Below are 15,376 nucleotides of genomic sequence, written 5' to 3' on the forward strand. Positions count from 1 at the left end.
AATATCTCCCAGACTGCATGATGTGGTACGGGCTGAACGATAAAAGCCGGTTCTTCTTGTGCGAATCAGGAGGAAGTATCGATGAAGAGGACGGCTGCTCCATGGTAGTATCCACGGAATTGACGCTGATCAAAGAACTGGATCTGCTGGATATCGCCGGCCACACCATGATGTACATGGTCGAGCACCCGCAAAGAAAATGGATCAGTATGGTGGGTGGAGTAATGATCACGAGCGATGCTGCACATACAGGAGCAGGCAGACTGCTTGCAATAGCAAGAGGAGAAAGACCGATCGTATACGGGATTGAGGGAACGGCGGTCGGATGGATCCTTGAGAGCGAAGGAAACATTATAGCGGCCAAGGTTGGCGTAGTAGGGCAGAGCGGAATCAAACCGGGAGTAAAATATACGATCACAGCCAACCGGGAACTCGTGGAGGTGCAAGATGAAACGGAAAGCAATTGAGAAGATAGAACCAGCAAAGACCAGGAAAAAAGGGCATATCGCGACAGTCCAGACATTAGACGATATTGCAATCATTAATGTATTCAATGACAAGGTTCTGGCAGTGAGATACTGCATCAACTGCAAAACAGGAGAACACGAATATTGGACTGAAAAGAATGGCTGGAAGAAAGGAAAACTCATAACAGCAATAGAAGGAAACTGGTACGAATGGGTGTGGATGAAACATGCTTATAAGTATCCAAAGATTGATTCAGAGGAAGATAGAAAGAGACTCTTGGATATAACACAGGATAAATATTGCGCAAACGATGTATGGAGTTGGATAGATCACATGGAATACAGTTACGATTATGATGTCAGACAGACTGCAGAGCATAACAGAAAAGCGAAGATAAATAATTTCATGAGCAAAGCACCGGCACTTCCTAAAGACGCAGATCAATGGTTCTTTGAAAAGACAGCTGGTGAGGATTATATGTTTAAAGAAAAAGGAACAGAGAACTTCAGCTGCACAAATTGTGGAGAATCATTTGACAGATCTGAGTTAACGCCGATACATCAGGGCAAAAAGAAAGCGACTCACAATGACATGGTGCGATGCCCGTCTTGCGGGAAACTCGTTCAGGTAAAAACGCGGACAGATCATATCACAGCCCACCCTGAGAGCTTATATAAACTTGATAAGATCGACGAAACAGCAAGTGTATTAAGAATCTTCCGTGTAGATATCGAATGGGATTCCGGAAGGCATCGGATAGAAATTGATGAAGAAATACGCATTGTGATATACAAACAGGACCTCTTTAAGAGTAATAGATATAGTTACAAGATTTTTTACAATATCCCATGGGAAGGATGGCACAAAAGCAACAATCTGAACTACCGGGCAAGAGACGGCTATATGTACCCTGGGGATTACAGCGAAGCACTGAAAAACACAGTGTACAAGGATGCCATCAGGATCATAGAATTTCTGGCAGCAGCCGGCTGGAAATTAAACTACAACCGTCTGCTATGCGGAGTATATCAGGTAAAAGGCTATGCAGAAAAGATAGAATATATGGCCAAAGGACGATTCCGGAATCTGCTGAGAGAAACTGTTGCATGCACGGAATATCCGGGATGGAACATGGCATACTACGGACCATTAGACATAAGGGCAAAGAACATAAACAAAATGTTCTACATCAACGATCGGCAAAAAATCAACCGGATCCGTGACGAAAACGGCGGAAATGAAATGGTTCGCTGGATGCAATATTCAGACGAAACAGGAGAAAAGATACCGACAGAAACTCTGAGATGGCTGCTGAGATGCGGACTTGGGCCGGAGAATATTAGATATCATGCCGGAAAGTATCTGAGCACTACACAGCTGATGAATTACATCCGCCGGCAGCAGAAAGAACAGTATCCGGGATTCACGGAAGAAGCTGTCCTGGAGCAGTACAACGATTATCTGAGCATGTGTAAAGCATGCAACAAGAATATGAAGGACGAGCTTACATATCGACCGAGAGAGCTGAAAAGACGACATGATGAAATCGTGATCGATAAACAACAGATGGATATACTGAAAGAAATGATGGCAAGCCAGAAAGAAAGAGAGCAATATGCTCAGGAAATGCGCGAGAAGTACCCAACAGCTGAGAAGACCTTACATGAGATCAAAGAGCGCTATGAGTACGAAAATGAAGAATACAAGATCATCGTACCGGAATCACTGGTGGATATCGTAAAAGAAGGACGTGCCCTGCATCATTGTGCAGGCAGCACTGAACGATACTTCGATCGGATTGAGACACGAGAGACCTATATCTGTTTCTTGAGAAGAAAAGGACAGGAAGGAGTACCGTTCTACACCATTGAGGTAGAGCCATCCGGCACAATCAGACAGCACCGTAGCTACATGGATGAAGAACCGGGAATCGAACAGATCAGAGGCTTTCTGAAGGACTGGCAGAGAGAACTGAAAAAGCGTCTGACGAAAGCTGATAAGGAATTGGCCAAGATTAGCAAAGAGAAAAGAAATGCAAACATCGAAGAGTTGGAAGCAAAAAATAATACAAGAGTCCTGCAGGGACTGGCAGAAGACTTCATGGACGCAGAAGAGATCGAAGAATTATTAGAAAAGGCGGTATAAGATGGACGAGCTTATAAATTACAACGGGTATGAAGAGTTTAAACAGGCAGTAAACAGAGTATTAAACAGAACGGTAGAGGACTTTGTCCTCACCGGCTACCTGTTGAAACAGGCAAGGGATACAGATATTCTGCAAGGTTCCGGATATGCAGATGAAAAAGAATTTGCCTGGAACGAATACAAACTGGATGCCTCTCAGGTATCGAGATATATAAAAATCAACGACAAATTTTCTGAAGGTGGCTATTCCCCGAAACTGCAGGATCAGTACCAGGGGTTCGGCTATGCGAAACTTGCATTAATGTTGACACTTCCGGAAGAAGTAGTAGAAGAATTGACACCTGCATACAGCAAAACAGAGATTCAGGCAGTAAAAGAGGAAATCGAAGAGGAAGAGAAAATCACAGATATCGAAGTAATCCTGGAAGGACAGAAGGAAGAACAGAAAGACCTCGGCAACCTGGAGAAAGCATTGCACCAGATATTCCATGATGAACCGGAATTATATAAAACCATGCACGAAACAGTACGGACAACCTGCGGGACCAAATATCTGCAGGAAGTGCTTGCACCGGATGGAGATAAGATCTACAGCACCCGTATCCAGGGAATTGGACGAATCATGCTCTATATGCACGAATCCAAAGATATTACATTGCACATGGTCCGGTCGGGAGACAAAGAATTCTATTCATGGGACGATGCATTGAGTTATTGCACAATGATCACAGACGGCGAAGATGCGGAAAAGACCTGGGAAGAGGTGTATGGCGAAGAATTCCCGAAAAAAGAAGAAATTGCACCGGTGCAACCGAAAAAGAGAAAAGAATCCAAGGTGGTAAAAGCGAAGAAACCAGAACGATCGGGAACAAAACCAGCCGATTCACAAACAAAACAGCCAGATGCACCGACAAATAAAGAGGAAAACAATGAAGAAAAAGAAGAAAACGGCACACCTCGATCCGTTTCAATACCTGCAATGGAGAAAGAATCGAAAAAGACAGAAGAAGCTACGGAAGTAAAAACTGAGATTCCACAGGACAAACATGATGAAACACAGATCCCGGGACAAACAGAATTGACGAAAGATTTCCCAGAGTATTGCCCACCAGACATGAATATTTCAGAAGAGCAACCGGAAGAAGTAAAAGGAGCATACGCCACCAGAAGATTATATATATCATCTGTCGATGCCGATACGGCAGCAGAATACATGGGAAAAGCCATGGAAAAGGCTATCCGCAATATGCCGGGAGTAAGTTTTGGAGTTCTGACGAAGGAATCATTCTGGAAAGAATTCTTCGAAACCGAGGTTGATCGGAATGGAGATGAGATTGAATGTGTGAATTAATGTTTCCGAAGTCAACCAAGAAGAAAAAAAGAAAGCACCATCCAGCTCCGATCGTGGACACTGTAAAAGGCGAATGCTTCCTGTGCAGACTGGAAGGCATCCGCCGGCAGCAGTACACGGAAGAACATCATGTGTTCTACGGCGGAGGTCTAAGACGGGTAAGCGAAGAGAACGGCTTTAAAGTCTACTTATGCAGAGATCACCACAAAGACGGACCGAGAGCAGCGCATAACTGCAGAGAGACCAGAGAGCTGTTATGCCGGATCTTCCAGAGGAAGTACGAAGAAACCCACACAAGGGAAGAGTTCGAAGCACTAATCGGAAGAAATTATCTGGAAAGGAGCTGATATTTTGAAATTACGATTCAATGTCTGGAAAGATTGGTATAAAAGATGCTTAGACGGAAGGGTATACAAGATCATGGTGCTTTTAGGACTGCGACACAGCCCTACATTTGAACTAAACCTAAGGATGGCACGCTATGAAAGGAATTTTATACAAGGAGTTGAAAAAGAGGAATGATAGTTACAGATATTCTATTCAAAGCAAAGTGTAAAGATAAAGACATGTGGGTAGAAGGATTCTATTTCAACATGCCGGATAAAACCCGTCACTACGAAGAAAGTTGGAGAAAAGATATTATACCGGTTGGATCATACATTGCAAGTCAGTCACCAGATGGCCTTGAGATACATGAGGTGGATCCAATTACGGTATGTATCTGGACGGGTATAGAAGACTGGAAAGGCAAGAAAATATGGGAACACGACATTCTCATGTGCGATGGAAATCCAGGAGAACTGATGGAAGTTGTATTCGGAAAATTCAATCTTGTTACACGCCCGCTCTTTTGCCCCGTCATTGAAGAAGTTACAGGCTGGCACTGCGTCCGATATCCATTGGGAGCTATGGAAGAGGGACGTTGCAAATGCCCAAGAATATTAAGGGAAGGCGATACAAAGTTTTACAGGTTTGAAGTGATTAAGAACATATTTGATGATGAAAGGTGTGGCAAGAATGAGATTGATTGACGCAGACGAATTCAAAGTGCAGATTGCTGGAATGACTGTGCTGGGTGATTATCCACCAAGTATGGTGAACGCTGTACACGAATTGATAGATCGCCAGCCTACAGTACGCGATACTGAAAAAGCCGCAGAAGAGCTGAAAGACCTGAAACTGGCATATTACTTAACAATAGCCAATACAGGAGATGAGAGACTAGATGCTATCTACAAAAACGTTGGAGACACATTAGATAGAGCGATTGAGATTATAAATCGGAATGGGGTTTGAAAAAATGATAAAAGGAAAAGCAAAGATGGAATTTGGAACAGGCGACATCAGAATGACGGGAGCATTAAGCAGTGACATAGGAGCATTGTGTTGTATCACGCAAAAACCACATGAAATAGGTGAAAGAGTTCCAGTTGAGGATGGTTGGAATACAGATCAGGCAGAAGTTATCATGACATTTACAAGAACAGAAAGCATAGATGCGTTAATAGCGGAATTGCAAGATGTAAAAGCAATGATGAACGGAAGCTATCCGTTCGAAAAAGAAAGAATTAGAGAACATGAATTGGATTTTGATACGTTTTTGCACACATAAGAGGAGAGGAACAGAGATGCATAAGAAGAGGTGAATGACATGGAGATAAAAGAAAAATTAAAACACTGGTCCATAATGGTACTGACAAACCGGTGCCTGGGATGCTGCTTATTCTGCGAATGGTGGGATATGTGTAAATGGGAAACGGAGGACAGGAGAAAGAAATCATGATACAGAAACACCCAAAAGATTGGCATGAAGTACTTACAAAAGAAACGGAGAGATAAAGAATGAGTTTACAAGAATGGGCAAAAAATGAAGTTGAAATCGCATGCAAAAGAGAAAATCCGGATAGAAAAGAAGGCGAATTTGATTATGGATGCGCTTGCTACGAAAGTGCATTAAAGGCATTTGAGAGCTTATGCGAAGATGGTCACAGTGGTATGAGTATCGGATTCACAAAACAGATTTTGAATAGACTGATCGATGGAAAGCCACTGACTCCGATAGAAGATACAGAGGAAATGTGGAAAAGATCATGGACAGATGAGAAAGGAAAACATTATCAGTGTTCGAGAATGAGTAGCTTGTTTAAAACAGTAACTCCGAACGGAGAAATAAAGTATTCAGACATTAATAGGTGTTACTGTGTTAATCGCAATCATCCTAATTATGGATACCACAATGGATTTATCGGAAGTATATATGATGCGATGTATCCGATCACGATGCCATACGCATCGGCGGATAAACCGGACAAAATAGTTTGTGATGAGTTACTCACAGATCCTAAAAATGGAGATTATGATACAAAAGCAATAATTTACATAGAAAAACCGGATGGGAAGAAAGTGAAAATAAACAGATATTTTAAAGAATCCGAAGAATCATTTAAGGAAATATCATGGTTAGAATATCAAATCCGCAGATACAAAGACTGGAGAAGGAGGAAGTGGTTAGGAAATGACGAGGAAAGACATTCTTAAAAAATACGGATTCAGCTGGATGAGCAATGTCAACCTGAAGGAAGAACTTTCGGAACAGGCGGCAGCAGAATTTGAAGATTTGATAAGAACCCTGGCCGAACATAACCGTGGACCAGCACCACCAGAAACAGGCTGGAAGAAACGGATGTACAACCAATTCATGAAAGGAGCAGGCAGATGACACGAAACATGATCATCGGGATATGGCTAACAGCATTCCTGCACCCTGTAATTTTCCCATGCGTCCTACACACAGCAAAGGAGATGGAAAAATGGTGGGACAAGAAGAGAGTACTGTGGCACGTAGAGCAGCTCCGGAAGATAGAAGAAAAATATAAAGAATAGCACCAACTGGCATTGTATCACGAATAACCAGTCAACATAGAATTCCCTCCGGCATCGGCCGGAGGAGAAAGGAGAGGCCGTGGCAAAAGAAGTTAAGGAGTCTCCGAATAAAGACAGACACCTGTGTAAGAAATGCGTCTACAGGTCAGGGAGAACCGGAATGGGACGCTGTAACTATATCGCAGTTGCAGGACACAGCAGAGGCTGTAAGCCGGAAGAATGCACAGTATTTGTAAAGGGGAGGAAGCGCAAGAAAGCGCTGTGGTAAAAAACATGTGTGCGATATCGCACAGAAAGGAGAACCATGAATCATGAAGGTTATCAGGATCCGACAGCAGAAAGGGCGTTGCGCAGACACAACCAGATGCCCTACCATATGCGCAGGGCACTGACCGATCTGCAAGACATAGCAAGTTTGTTTGGATTTGATATCATAACAATCAAGGACAGGCGGACGGGGAGGAAGTATAGAGTTGAAGAGAAGACCGATCAATAAAGATAAATATGGAATCAGCAAACACAGGTATCTGGAGGTCATACATCATTGCTTACAATATCCGGAATGGCGGGAAGAACTTGAAAATATGACAGATACTGTGAAAGCAATACAATATGGCCAAGAAGGAAAGGGGAGTCCAAGCCAGGCGTCAGCAACAGAACGCCTGGCTATCAAACGTGCAGAGCTGCAGGAAAAATGTAAGCGAATCGAGCAGACAGCAATAGAGGCGGATGCAGATATCTATCAGTGGTTATTAGAAGGGGTTACCACAGATTATGCGACTTACATATACCTTCGGGATGCCAAAGGGCTCCCGTGCGGGAATCAGAAATATTACAGAGCAAGGAGGAAATTTTACTGGTTGATGTCAAAAAAAATATAAAACACACAAAACATCACCACTCACGGCACATAAAAGTGTGTTATTATGATATTGTCCGAAAATTGAAAAGGACATATTCACCCTGAAGGTGGCAGCAGATGATGCTGCCACCTTTTTACGTGAAAATAAAAGATAAAACGAGATTGTTGAAAGATAAAAATCAAAAACGAAATGAATGAGGGGTGGTGAGGCGTGGCAAGAGCACCTGATCAGAGGGCTGTTGAAGCAAAAGAATTATATGACAAAGGGCTGAAATTAATTGAGATTGCTAAGAAACTGGATGTTCCGGTTGGGACAGTCCGGAGCTGGAAGAACAGACAGTGCTGGGATAATGCAACGTTGCAAAAGAAAAAACGCAACGTTGCGAAAAAAAGAGGCGGTCAGCCGGGAAACAAAAATGCCAAAGGACATGGCGGGACAGGACCGCTGGGAAACAAGAATGCAGTTAAGACAGGAGAGTTCGAAACTCTCTTTTTTGATACCCTGAATCCGGAAGAACTGCAGCTGGTCGAGACGATTGGACTCGACAAAGAGCAACTGCTTTTACAAGAAATACAGCTACTTACGGTTCGCGAATACCGCATGTTGCACCGAATAGAAGCATTGAAAAATGCTGAAACACAGCAAAACGAGGATGAGAAGTCGCCACCGGGAATGACAGTAGTAAAATACACCGATGGACTGGAAAAAGGAGACTGTACAGAACTAAAAGAATATGCCGGAATACTTGGCCAAATCCAGCAGATAGAAGATGCACTCACGAGGGTACAGGCCAAGAAACAGAAGGCAATCGAAGCTATCCATAAGTTTGGCTACGATGATGCCAAGCTAGAACTTGCTACGATGCAGTTAGAACTCCAGATCATGAAACAGGATGGAGGATCGCATGAAACAGCGGACGACGGATTCATGGATGCCATGAACGCTACAGCTTCAGAAGTTTGGGGTGATCAGGATGTATGAAAAGATCACAAATCTGAAGAAAAAGATCCAAGATATGAAGAAAAGCCGTCTGCAGACAGTATATAACCAAATATTCAAGTTCAAACCGTTCTCAAAAAAGCAGAAACAGGTGCTGACATGGTGGTGTGCGACGTCGCCCGTAAAAGATTACGATGGGATTATAGCAGATGGAGCTATTCGATCGGGAAAGACAGTATGTATGTCGCTATCCTACGTGATGTGGGCGATGGAAACGTTCAACGGACAGAATTTCGCCATGTGCGGGAAAACCATCGGATCATTTCGAAGGAATGTACTGTTTTGGCTAAAACTCATGCTAAAGGCAAGAGGCTACGGTGTGGTAGACCACAGAGCCGACAACCTGATAGTGATCACAAGAGGAAAAACGACCAATAACTTCTACATATTCGGTGGAAGGGACGAAAGCTCCCAGGACCTGATACAGGGAATCACACTGGCAGGAGTCTTCTTTGATGAAGTGGCGCTTATGCCGGAAAGTTTTGTGAATCAGGCTACTGGCCGATGTTCGGTAGATGGATCGAAATTCTGGTTTAACTGCAACCCTTCCGGACCTTACCATTGGTTTAAGGTCAATTGGATAGACCGAGCCGTTGGATACATTGGAAAAGAACGGGCAGCAGAGTTAAGGGCGAAAGGTGAACCGGTCAAGAATATCCTATACGTACATTTTGTTATGGATGATAACCTGAGCCTCAGCGATGAGATCAAAGAAAGATACCGGAATACATACAGAGGGGTATTCTACAAACGTTACATTCTCGGCTTGTGGGCGATGGCAGAAGGTGTTATTTATGACATGTTCGATAATGAAAAGCATGTGGAAGATCCGAATACATTCCAAACAAAGCTGATAAATAGCAATAGATACGTTAGCAGCGATTATGGAACGCAGAATGCCACAGTTTTCCTACTGTGGAATAAAGGAACAGATGGCGTCTGGTACTGCACTAGAGAATACTATTACTCCGGCCGGGACAAAGGAAGGCAAAAGACAGATGCAGAATATGCAAACGATTTGGAAAGCTGGCTAGATGGAACAGAGATCAAAGCTGTTATCGTCGATCCGGCAGCAGCTTCATTTATTGCCGAGCTGAGAAAAAGAGGATTTAGAGTAATAAAAGCAAAGAACGATGTAGAAGATGGTATCAGACTGGTGTCCACAAAGCTGAATTTGATTAAAATTATCTTTTCCAATGTTTGTCAAAACACGATCAAAGAGTTTGCATCTTACATTTGGGATGCAAAAGCCGCTGAACGAGGGGAAGATAAGCCGATAAAACAATATGACCATGCAATGGACGCAGTAAGATACTTCGTCTATACAATCTTTGGGGATAAACCTCGTTTAAATAGAAACCTGAAAGGAGGACTGTAAAGTGTTATTTCGATTACCGTCAGAAGAAGAACTGACAGATAACAAACTAAATGAATTCATAGCAAAACATAATGCAGAGTGCGCCTTTCGGTTTAAACATCTGAAAGATGCGTATGAAACAGACTACCAGATTTTTCACCAGAAGCCGAAGCCGGATTATAAACCAGACAATCGTATTGCTGTGAACTTTGCAAAATATATGGTGGATACATTTAACGGATATTTTATCGGGAATCCAATTAAGATATCTGTGGATGATGATGCTGCAGGCAACATCAAAAAATATGTGGAGCTCCTGGATCAGTACAATGATCAGGACGATAACAATGCGGAGCTGTCGAAGATCTGTTGCATTTACGGAAAAGGATACGAGATGTATTACGTGGATGAACTGGGAAATATCGGGATTACATATCTGACACCGTTTGATGCTTTTATGATCTACGATGATTCGGTGCTGTGCAGGGAACGGTATTTCGTTAGACTGTACATAGATTCGAATGATGTACTGCATGGCAGTGTATCAGATGACACCAAGGTACGGTGGTTTACCCAGAAGGGAAAGCTTGTCTGGGAGGAAGAAGAAAAGATACATGGATTTGACGGAGTGCCGGCTACAGAGTATGTGGAGAACAAGGAGCGCACATGTATCTTCGAACCGGCAATCTCGATGATTGACGCTTATAACAAAGCGATCAGCGAGAAAGCAAATGATGTAGATTATTTTGCGGATGCCTACATGAAAGTACTTGGAAGTAAGTTGGAAGATGAAGATTTAGAACATATCCGCGATAAAAGGATTATTAATCTGGAAGGAGACGCCGATACTGTTATAGTTGATTTTCTGCAGAAACCAAACGGAGATACCACACAGGAGAACTTGATTGATCGCTTGGAGAAATTGATATTCCAGATCAGTATGGTTGCGAATATCTCAGATGAGAATTTCGGTACAAGCTCTGGCATTGCTATGAAGTACAAGCTGCAGGGAATGAGCAATTTGGCCAAGACAAAAGAACGAAAGTTTACATCCGGAATGAACCGGCGGTACAAGCTGATCTTTTCGAATCCGGTATCTGGAATGAAAGAAGATGACTGGGTAAAACTGCATTACCATTTCACACCGAATATTCCATCGAATGTACTGGAGGAGAGTCAGATCGCCGGCAACTTGGATGGAATCGTATCACAAGAGACACAGCTTGGTGTACTGTCTGTAGTGGATAATGTGCAGAATGAGATGGAAAAAATCGAGAGCGAACAGGAAAAAGCCAAGACAGATCCTGTTATGACACAAATGTTCGGAGGTGCGGGTGATGGCAAGCCAGGAGTACTGGAAGAACCGGGAAACGGAAGCAAAGAAACATAATATTCAGGAAGAAGCTGAGTATAATCGTAAGATTAAAGAGATCTATGCCAATATGATGGACGAGATCAATAAAGAGATCAACGGATTCTATACTAAATATGCTGCTAAAGAAGGCATCACAATGGCTGAGGCAAAGAAGAGAGTAAGCAAGCTGGATATTGCAGCATATGAACGGAAGGCAAAGAAGTATGTTGAAACAAAGGATCTTTCCGATCGGGCGAATGAAGAGATGCGGATCTATAATCTGACCATGAAGGTGAACCGGTTAGAACTCCTGAAGGCGAATATCGGTCTTGAGATGGTATCAGGGTTTGATGAGATGCAGAAGTATTTCGATAAGAAGCTGACTGACAGAACACTGAAAGAGTTCCAGAGACAAGCCGGTATTCTTGGTAAGTCCGTTCTCAAGAATGAGAAATACGCTCATGCAATCGTGAATGCATCATTTAAGAATGCGACATATTCGGATCGTATTTGGATGTATCAGGGAATGCTCAAAGCAGAGCTGGAAGGATTGCTTGCATCAGGACTGATCAGAGGACAGAATCCGAAGAAACTTGCAAAGCATCTAGAGAAGAGATTCGGTGTCAGTGCTTATAATGCGCAGAGGCTCATGACGACAGAGCTTGCAAGAGTGCAGACAGAGGCTCAGAAGCAGTCTTTTATCCGTAACGGCTTTGATGAGTATGTGTATGTTGCATGCACAAAAGGCGATGTATGCCCGATTTGCAAAGGGCTGGACGACAAGCATTTTAAGGTAGATGATATGATGCCGGGAGAGAATGCTCCACCAATGCATCCGAACTGTCATTGCAGCACAGCCGCATATATGGATAATGAGGCTTATGAGGAGTGGATAAACAGCTATCAGGAACATGGATTGAATTTCGAAGATTGGAAGGTTTCAAGGGAAAGCGAAGAAAGTAAAAAGAAATATAAATATGCTGATACAGTTGTGAAGAAATCACTTCTTACGTCTTCGGAGTACCGAAAGAAATTCAATCAGGTATCCGGCAATTCAAAGGTGAATCGTAGAGCATGGAACATTTCCAAGGATATGCTAAGTCATAGATCTGGTACAAAGTTTGAAGATTTGGCATTTATCAATGTAGTCAATGGGAAATATGCAGTGAACAAAGACTATGATGTAGAGAGCAAGGCAAATATGAATAAACAAATGAAGCAGTTGCTGGAAGAATCGGAGCCAGAAACGATTATCGCAATACATAACCATCCAGGTAGCAGTGTGCCGAGTCTTGCGGATTTGATGACTTGTGTGAACCGAGGGTACTATTTTGGACTGGTAGCTTGTCATGACGGTAAGGTGTACAAATATTGGGTAGATAAGAATAAATTCAATTCTGTGAATGCTGGATTTGCCCTTGACCGGATGGAAACGCAAGGGTATGATAAAGAAGTAAGAACATGGTTGGAGCAAGCAGGAGTGTATATGGAGGTGTGGTAGCATGGATGAAGTGTATAAAAGAATATGCGATAAATTGGGTTGTGAACCTAAAGATATTGCAATTCCGGAGTTTGATACAGAGGATGATTCATGGGAAAGCCCTTTTAAAGTACTGACTAATGAAGAAATGAATTATATAGTGAATCACGGCTGCCTGCCAGGAATTGAACCAATTCAAAAGTAGCGATGCTGGAATATCTTTGGAGGTGCTTTGATATGGCAGTTGATAAAGAATATGAAAGAATATGCAAAAAACTGGGATTCATTCCATCAGAGTATAAATATGATGGACCGATAGAAGAAGACGATACTTGGGTAAATCCATTCTCGGTTTTAACTGTAGAAGAAAATGATTATCTGTATGAAAACGGATATTTATATCAGAAATAAGTGTCACTAGTTAAAATGAGTAGAATGGATATGAAGTAATGTGGTATGGAAAAATGACACAAGAGCTGGAAAAGCTATATGACGATTACTACAAAATGTTTGACCGTACTCCTGATGGATATATGGAGCTGGAATACGGAGAAGGCTCATATAAAGCATATGTGAGAGATATTAAAAAATCATTAAAGCTGAAAAAAGAATTGCCAGAGTTTGTAGAATAAGTGTAAATTACTTCAAGAGTAAGGAAGTGAGATAAATGGCTCAAAATGATTATTTTGTGATTGTATACCGAGTTTTAAAGTACCTTTATGATTGCCTGAAAAAAGGCGAAAAACCAGAAGCTGAGTATTTAGTTGCATCGACGTACAATATCCCGGAAAATTATTGGATATACATTCTTTTAAGCTTGATTAACGAAGAGTATATTAAAGGGATTAGGGTTAATCATACAAAAGAAGGAGTAATTTTTGGTGATTTGCAAGAAGCTATTATCACTCCAAAGGGAATAGAGTATTTATTTGAAAATTCATTGATTGAGAAAGCCAAGAAAACATTGAAAGATGTAAAAGATATGATACCGTTTATTTAGAAAAGCCACTGATCATAATGATTGGTGGTATTTTTATACTCATTTTAGCACAAGGAGGTGACAGGATTGCAAGATATGAATGTTAGTATTATGGGGACATGTTACGATATTCGTTTTGTAGACGAGTATCCGGAGCGATTGAAAGGCGTGGGAGAATATGCAGATGGTTTGTTTAATCGATGTAATAGAGAAATTTATATTTTAAAAAACAAGGATAAAGATTTTACGGATGAAGGAAGAAAACGACATATGAACCGTGTGCTGAGACATGAAATTATACATGCATATTTGGAAGAGAGCGGCTTATCTGCAAACTCGAATATGATATCCGCTTGGGCGCAAAATGAAGAAATGGTGGATTGGTTAGCAATTCAATCATCGAAAATCTTTGCCACATTTCAGGAGGTGGGATGTCTTGATTGAAGTAACTGTCCGCAAGGATGAAATAAAGATATCCGGACATGCAAATTATGCTGTTTCCGGATCAGATATCGTCTGTGCCGGTGTAACAGCACTTGCACTGACACTGATCAAGTCCATAAAGGATCTGACAGACGATAAAATTGAATATGAGATATCTCCCGGGAGGGTGGATATAAAGTATGGGGATCTATCAGAGAAGTCGAAAACTCTGGTGGATTCCTTTTTCATTGGCATCTGTATGATTGCCGAGGAGTTTCCGGAGTATGTCCGGATCATGTAACTTAATGTGACCGGGATGTCGTTAAACTACACATTCAAGATGCAACGACCTGGGCTTAAATGAATGGGGCGGGGCGGAAAGGATAGATAAGATGAAACACATGAATAATCACTGGAGAATTCCAATGAGTAACCTGCAGTTATTTACAGAGCCTAGAGGAGACGGCGGTGGATCCGGAGAAGGAGACGGTGCTGGAACTGGAGGAGATCCTGGAAATAACAGCAACACAACAATGTCATTTGATGAGTTTTTGGCACTGGAAGGAAATCAGTCAGAGTTCGATCGGCGTGTCCAGAAGGCAGTCAATACGGCTGTGACAAATGCACAGACCAAATGGAAGACACTGACGGACGATAAGGTATCGGAAGCGGAAAAGCTCGCACAGATGACCAATGAGGAAAAAGCAAACTACAGGGCGAAGAAAGCGGAGGATGCACTGGAAGAGATGAAACGTCAGAATGCCCGGTCAGATATGGCGAAAGAAGCCCGTAAGATGCTGGCAGGCGAGAACATTACTATTCCGGATGAGCTGGTTATGAATCTTGTAGCAGAAGATGCAGATGGAACTAAGGCAGCAGTGGAAGCTTTTGCAACTATGTACAAGGAAGCGGTACAGAATGCAGTGAAAGATGCTTTAAAAGGGAAACCTCCAAAAGCAGGCAGTGGTGGAGATAAACCATCGATGACAAAGGATCAGATCTTAGCAGTGAAGAATCCGTCAGAAAGACAGAAGCTGATTGCTGAGAACATCACATTATTTCAGTAAGAAAGGA

Annotated in this window: 24 protein-coding genes; all 24 read left to right on the forward strand. The window is 42.3% G+C overall.

Translation table 11 applies throughout. The features are described 5' to 3' along the window. Nucleotides 1-467: DUF7666 domain-containing protein (locus NCY30_RS03800; protein ID WP_250818472.1), on the forward strand; the 467-nt coding region annotated here is incomplete at its 5' end. Then, nucleotides 448-2,613, forward strand: a complete 2,166-nt coding sequence (locus NCY30_RS03805) for a PcfJ domain-containing protein (protein WP_250818473.1) — start codon at nucleotides 448-450, stop codon at nucleotides 2,611-2,613. The genes NCY30_RS03800 and NCY30_RS03805, both read left to right, overlap by 20 nt. Before the next feature lies 1 nt (nucleotide 2,614). Further along, nucleotides 2,615-3,964, forward strand: coding sequence for a hypothetical protein (locus tag NCY30_RS03810; protein WP_250818474.1), 1,350 nt, complete (start codon nucleotides 2,615-2,617; stop codon nucleotides 3,962-3,964). Then, the gene (locus tag NCY30_RS03815) at nucleotides 3,952-4,311 is read left to right on the forward strand and encodes a hypothetical protein (protein ID WP_250818475.1); all 360 of its coding nucleotides are present in this window, start codon (nucleotides 3,952-3,954) and stop codon (nucleotides 4,309-4,311) included. The genes NCY30_RS03810 and NCY30_RS03815 overlap by 13 nt, the downstream gene beginning before the upstream one ends. 171 nt (nucleotides 4,312-4,482) lie before the next feature. Then, nucleotides 4,483-4,995, forward strand: coding sequence for a YopX family protein (locus tag NCY30_RS03820; protein WP_250818476.1), 513 nt, complete (start codon nucleotides 4,483-4,485; stop codon nucleotides 4,993-4,995). Beyond that, nucleotides 4,982-5,260, forward strand: coding sequence for a hypothetical protein (locus NCY30_RS03825; RefSeq protein WP_250818477.1), 279 nt, complete (start codon nucleotides 4,982-4,984; stop codon nucleotides 5,258-5,260). The genes NCY30_RS03820 and NCY30_RS03825 overlap by 14 nt, the downstream gene beginning before the upstream one ends. Before the next feature lie 4 nt (nucleotides 5,261-5,264). Next, nucleotides 5,265-5,576 (forward strand): hypothetical protein, encoded by a 312-nt coding sequence (locus tag NCY30_RS03830; protein WP_161170101.1) that lies wholly within the window; start codon nucleotides 5,265-5,267, stop codon nucleotides 5,574-5,576. A gap of 39 nt (nucleotides 5,577-5,615) precedes the next feature. Next, nucleotides 5,616-5,747 (forward strand): hypothetical protein, encoded by a 132-nt coding sequence (locus NCY30_RS15065; RefSeq protein WP_284709554.1) that lies wholly within the window; start codon nucleotides 5,616-5,618, stop codon nucleotides 5,745-5,747. A 59-nt stretch (nucleotides 5,748-5,806) separates the two neighbouring features. Beyond that, nucleotides 5,807-6,502 (forward strand): hypothetical protein, encoded by a 696-nt coding sequence (locus tag NCY30_RS03835; protein ID WP_250818478.1) that lies wholly within the window; start codon nucleotides 5,807-5,809, stop codon nucleotides 6,500-6,502. Next, nucleotides 6,480-6,683: a hypothetical protein gene (locus tag NCY30_RS03840; RefSeq protein WP_161170103.1), complete on the forward strand. Its 204-nt coding sequence runs from the start codon at nucleotides 6,480-6,482 to the stop codon at nucleotides 6,681-6,683. The genes NCY30_RS03835 and NCY30_RS03840 overlap by 23 nt, the downstream gene beginning before the upstream one ends. Beyond that, on the forward strand, nucleotides 6,680-6,847 hold the full coding sequence (locus NCY30_RS03845; RefSeq protein WP_173784436.1) for a hypothetical protein: 168 nt from the start codon (nucleotides 6,680-6,682) through the stop codon (nucleotides 6,845-6,847). Before NCY30_RS03840 ends, NCY30_RS03845 begins: the two co-directional genes overlap by 4 nt. Nucleotides 6,848-6,926: 79 nt before the next feature. Beyond that, nucleotides 6,927-7,115 carry a hypothetical protein gene (locus NCY30_RS03850; protein WP_215726955.1) on the forward strand — a complete coding sequence of 63 codons (189 nt, stop codon included), beginning with the start codon at nucleotides 6,927-6,929 and terminating at the stop codon, nucleotides 7,113-7,115. Nucleotides 7,116-7,320: 205 nt separating this feature from the next. After that, nucleotides 7,321-7,728 carry a hypothetical protein gene (locus NCY30_RS03855; RefSeq protein ID WP_250818479.1) on the forward strand — a complete coding sequence of 136 codons (408 nt, stop codon included), beginning with the start codon at nucleotides 7,321-7,323 and terminating at the stop codon, nucleotides 7,726-7,728. Between the two features lie 192 nt (nucleotides 7,729-7,920). Continuing rightward, a complete protein-coding gene (terS, locus tag NCY30_RS03860; RefSeq protein ID WP_250818480.1) occupies nucleotides 7,921-8,691 on the forward strand; it encodes a phage terminase small subunit in 771 nt (256 codons plus the stop codon). Beyond that, nucleotides 8,684-10,087, forward strand: coding sequence for a PBSX family phage terminase large subunit (locus NCY30_RS03865; protein WP_250818481.1), 1,404 nt, complete (start codon nucleotides 8,684-8,686; stop codon nucleotides 10,085-10,087). Before terS ends, NCY30_RS03865 begins: the two co-directional genes overlap by 8 nt. Before the next feature lies 1 nt (nucleotide 10,088). After that, entirely contained in the window at nucleotides 10,089-11,456 is a 1,368-nt protein-coding gene (locus NCY30_RS03870; RefSeq protein WP_250818482.1) for a phage portal protein, read from the forward strand. Continuing rightward, nucleotides 11,404-12,921, forward strand: coding sequence for a minor capsid protein (locus tag NCY30_RS03875; RefSeq protein ID WP_195464498.1), 1,518 nt, complete (start codon nucleotides 11,404-11,406; stop codon nucleotides 12,919-12,921). The genes NCY30_RS03870 and NCY30_RS03875 overlap by 53 nt, the downstream gene beginning before the upstream one ends. Nucleotide 12,922: 1 nt before the next feature. Then, a complete protein-coding gene (locus NCY30_RS03880) occupies nucleotides 12,923-13,105 on the forward strand; it encodes a hypothetical protein (RefSeq protein ID WP_173785232.1) in 183 nt (60 codons plus the stop codon). Nucleotides 13,106-13,137: 32 nt separating this feature from the next. Then, the gene (locus NCY30_RS03885; protein ID WP_156337633.1) at nucleotides 13,138-13,311 is read left to right on the forward strand and encodes a hypothetical protein; all 174 of its coding nucleotides are present in this window, start codon (nucleotides 13,138-13,140) and stop codon (nucleotides 13,309-13,311) included. Between the two features lie 38 nt (nucleotides 13,312-13,349). Then, nucleotides 13,350-13,532, forward strand: a complete 183-nt coding sequence (locus NCY30_RS03890; RefSeq protein WP_173785231.1) for a hypothetical protein — start codon at nucleotides 13,350-13,352, stop codon at nucleotides 13,530-13,532. Between the two features lie 35 nt (nucleotides 13,533-13,567). Beyond that, complete coding sequence (locus tag NCY30_RS03895; RefSeq protein WP_173785230.1) at nucleotides 13,568-13,900, forward strand: YjcQ family protein; 333 nt, start codon at nucleotides 13,568-13,570, stop codon at nucleotides 13,898-13,900. Between the two features lie 66 nt (nucleotides 13,901-13,966). Next, nucleotides 13,967-14,323: a hypothetical protein gene (locus NCY30_RS03900; protein WP_215726961.1), complete on the forward strand. Its 357-nt coding sequence runs from the start codon at nucleotides 13,967-13,969 to the stop codon at nucleotides 14,321-14,323. Further along, complete coding sequence (locus NCY30_RS03905) at nucleotides 14,316-14,603, forward strand: ribosomal-processing cysteine protease Prp (RefSeq protein WP_250818483.1); 288 nt, start codon at nucleotides 14,316-14,318, stop codon at nucleotides 14,601-14,603. The genes NCY30_RS03900 and NCY30_RS03905 overlap by 8 nt, the downstream gene beginning before the upstream one ends. Before the next feature lie 91 nt (nucleotides 14,604-14,694). Further along, entirely contained in the window at nucleotides 14,695-15,369 is a 675-nt protein-coding gene (locus NCY30_RS03910) for a DUF4355 domain-containing protein (protein ID WP_250818484.1), read from the forward strand. Nucleotides 15,370-15,376 lie beyond the last annotated feature (7 nt).

The organism is Dorea sp. MB18-49 (genome assembly GCF_023669465.1).
In the GTDB taxonomy this organism is placed as follows: domain Bacteria; phylum Bacillota; class Clostridia; order Lachnospirales; family Lachnospiraceae; genus Dorea_A; species Dorea_A longicatena.

Bases quoted from the DNA above. Each gene is read 5' to 3' on its own strand.
- NCY30_RS03825 (WP_250818477.1), top strand. From the start codon at position 4,982: ATGAGATTGATTGACGCAGACGAATTCAAAGTGCAGATTGCTGGAATG.
- NCY30_RS03830 (WP_161170101.1), top strand. From the start codon at position 5,265: ATGATAAAAGGAAAAGCAAAGATGGAATTTGGAACAGGCGACATCAGA.
- NCY30_RS03875 (WP_195464498.1), top strand. From the start codon at position 11,404: ATGGCAAGCCAGGAGTACTGGAAGAACCGGGAAACGGAAGCAAAGAAA.
- NCY30_RS03845 (WP_173784436.1), top strand. From the start codon at position 6,680: ATGACACGAAACATGATCATCGGGATATGGCTAACAGCATTCCTGCAC.
- NCY30_RS03835 (WP_250818478.1), top strand. From the start codon at position 5,807: ATGAGTTTACAAGAATGGGCAAAAAATGAAGTTGAAATCGCATGCAAA.
- NCY30_RS15065 (WP_284709554.1), top strand. From the start codon at position 5,616: ATGGAGATAAAAGAAAAATTAAAACACTGGTCCATAATGGTACTGACA.
- NCY30_RS03810 (WP_250818474.1), top strand. From the start codon at position 2,615: ATGGACGAGCTTATAAATTACAACGGGTATGAAGAGTTTAAACAGGCA.
- NCY30_RS03840 (WP_161170103.1), top strand. From the start codon at position 6,480: ATGACGAGGAAAGACATTCTTAAAAAATACGGATTCAGCTGGATGAGC.
- NCY30_RS03815 (WP_250818475.1), top strand. From the start codon at position 3,952: ATGTGTGAATTAATGTTTCCGAAGTCAACCAAGAAGAAAAAAAGAAAG.
- NCY30_RS03895 (WP_173785230.1), top strand. From the start codon at position 13,568: ATGGCTCAAAATGATTATTTTGTGATTGTATACCGAGTTTTAAAGTAC.
- NCY30_RS03890 (WP_173785231.1), top strand. From the start codon at position 13,350: ATGTGGTATGGAAAAATGACACAAGAGCTGGAAAAGCTATATGACGAT.
- NCY30_RS03820 (WP_250818476.1), top strand. From the start codon at position 4,483: ATGATAGTTACAGATATTCTATTCAAAGCAAAGTGTAAAGATAAAGAC.
- NCY30_RS03910 (WP_250818484.1), top strand. From the start codon at position 14,695: ATGAAACACATGAATAATCACTGGAGAATTCCAATGAGTAACCTGCAG.
- NCY30_RS03805 (WP_250818473.1), top strand. From the start codon at position 448: ATGAAACGGAAAGCAATTGAGAAGATAGAACCAGCAAAGACCAGGAAA.
- NCY30_RS03880 (WP_173785232.1), top strand. From the start codon at position 12,923: ATGGATGAAGTGTATAAAAGAATATGCGATAAATTGGGTTGTGAACCT.
- NCY30_RS03865 (WP_250818481.1), top strand. From the start codon at position 8,684: ATGTATGAAAAGATCACAAATCTGAAGAAAAAGATCCAAGATATGAAG.
- NCY30_RS03885 (WP_156337633.1), top strand. From the start codon at position 13,138: ATGGCAGTTGATAAAGAATATGAAAGAATATGCAAAAAACTGGGATTC.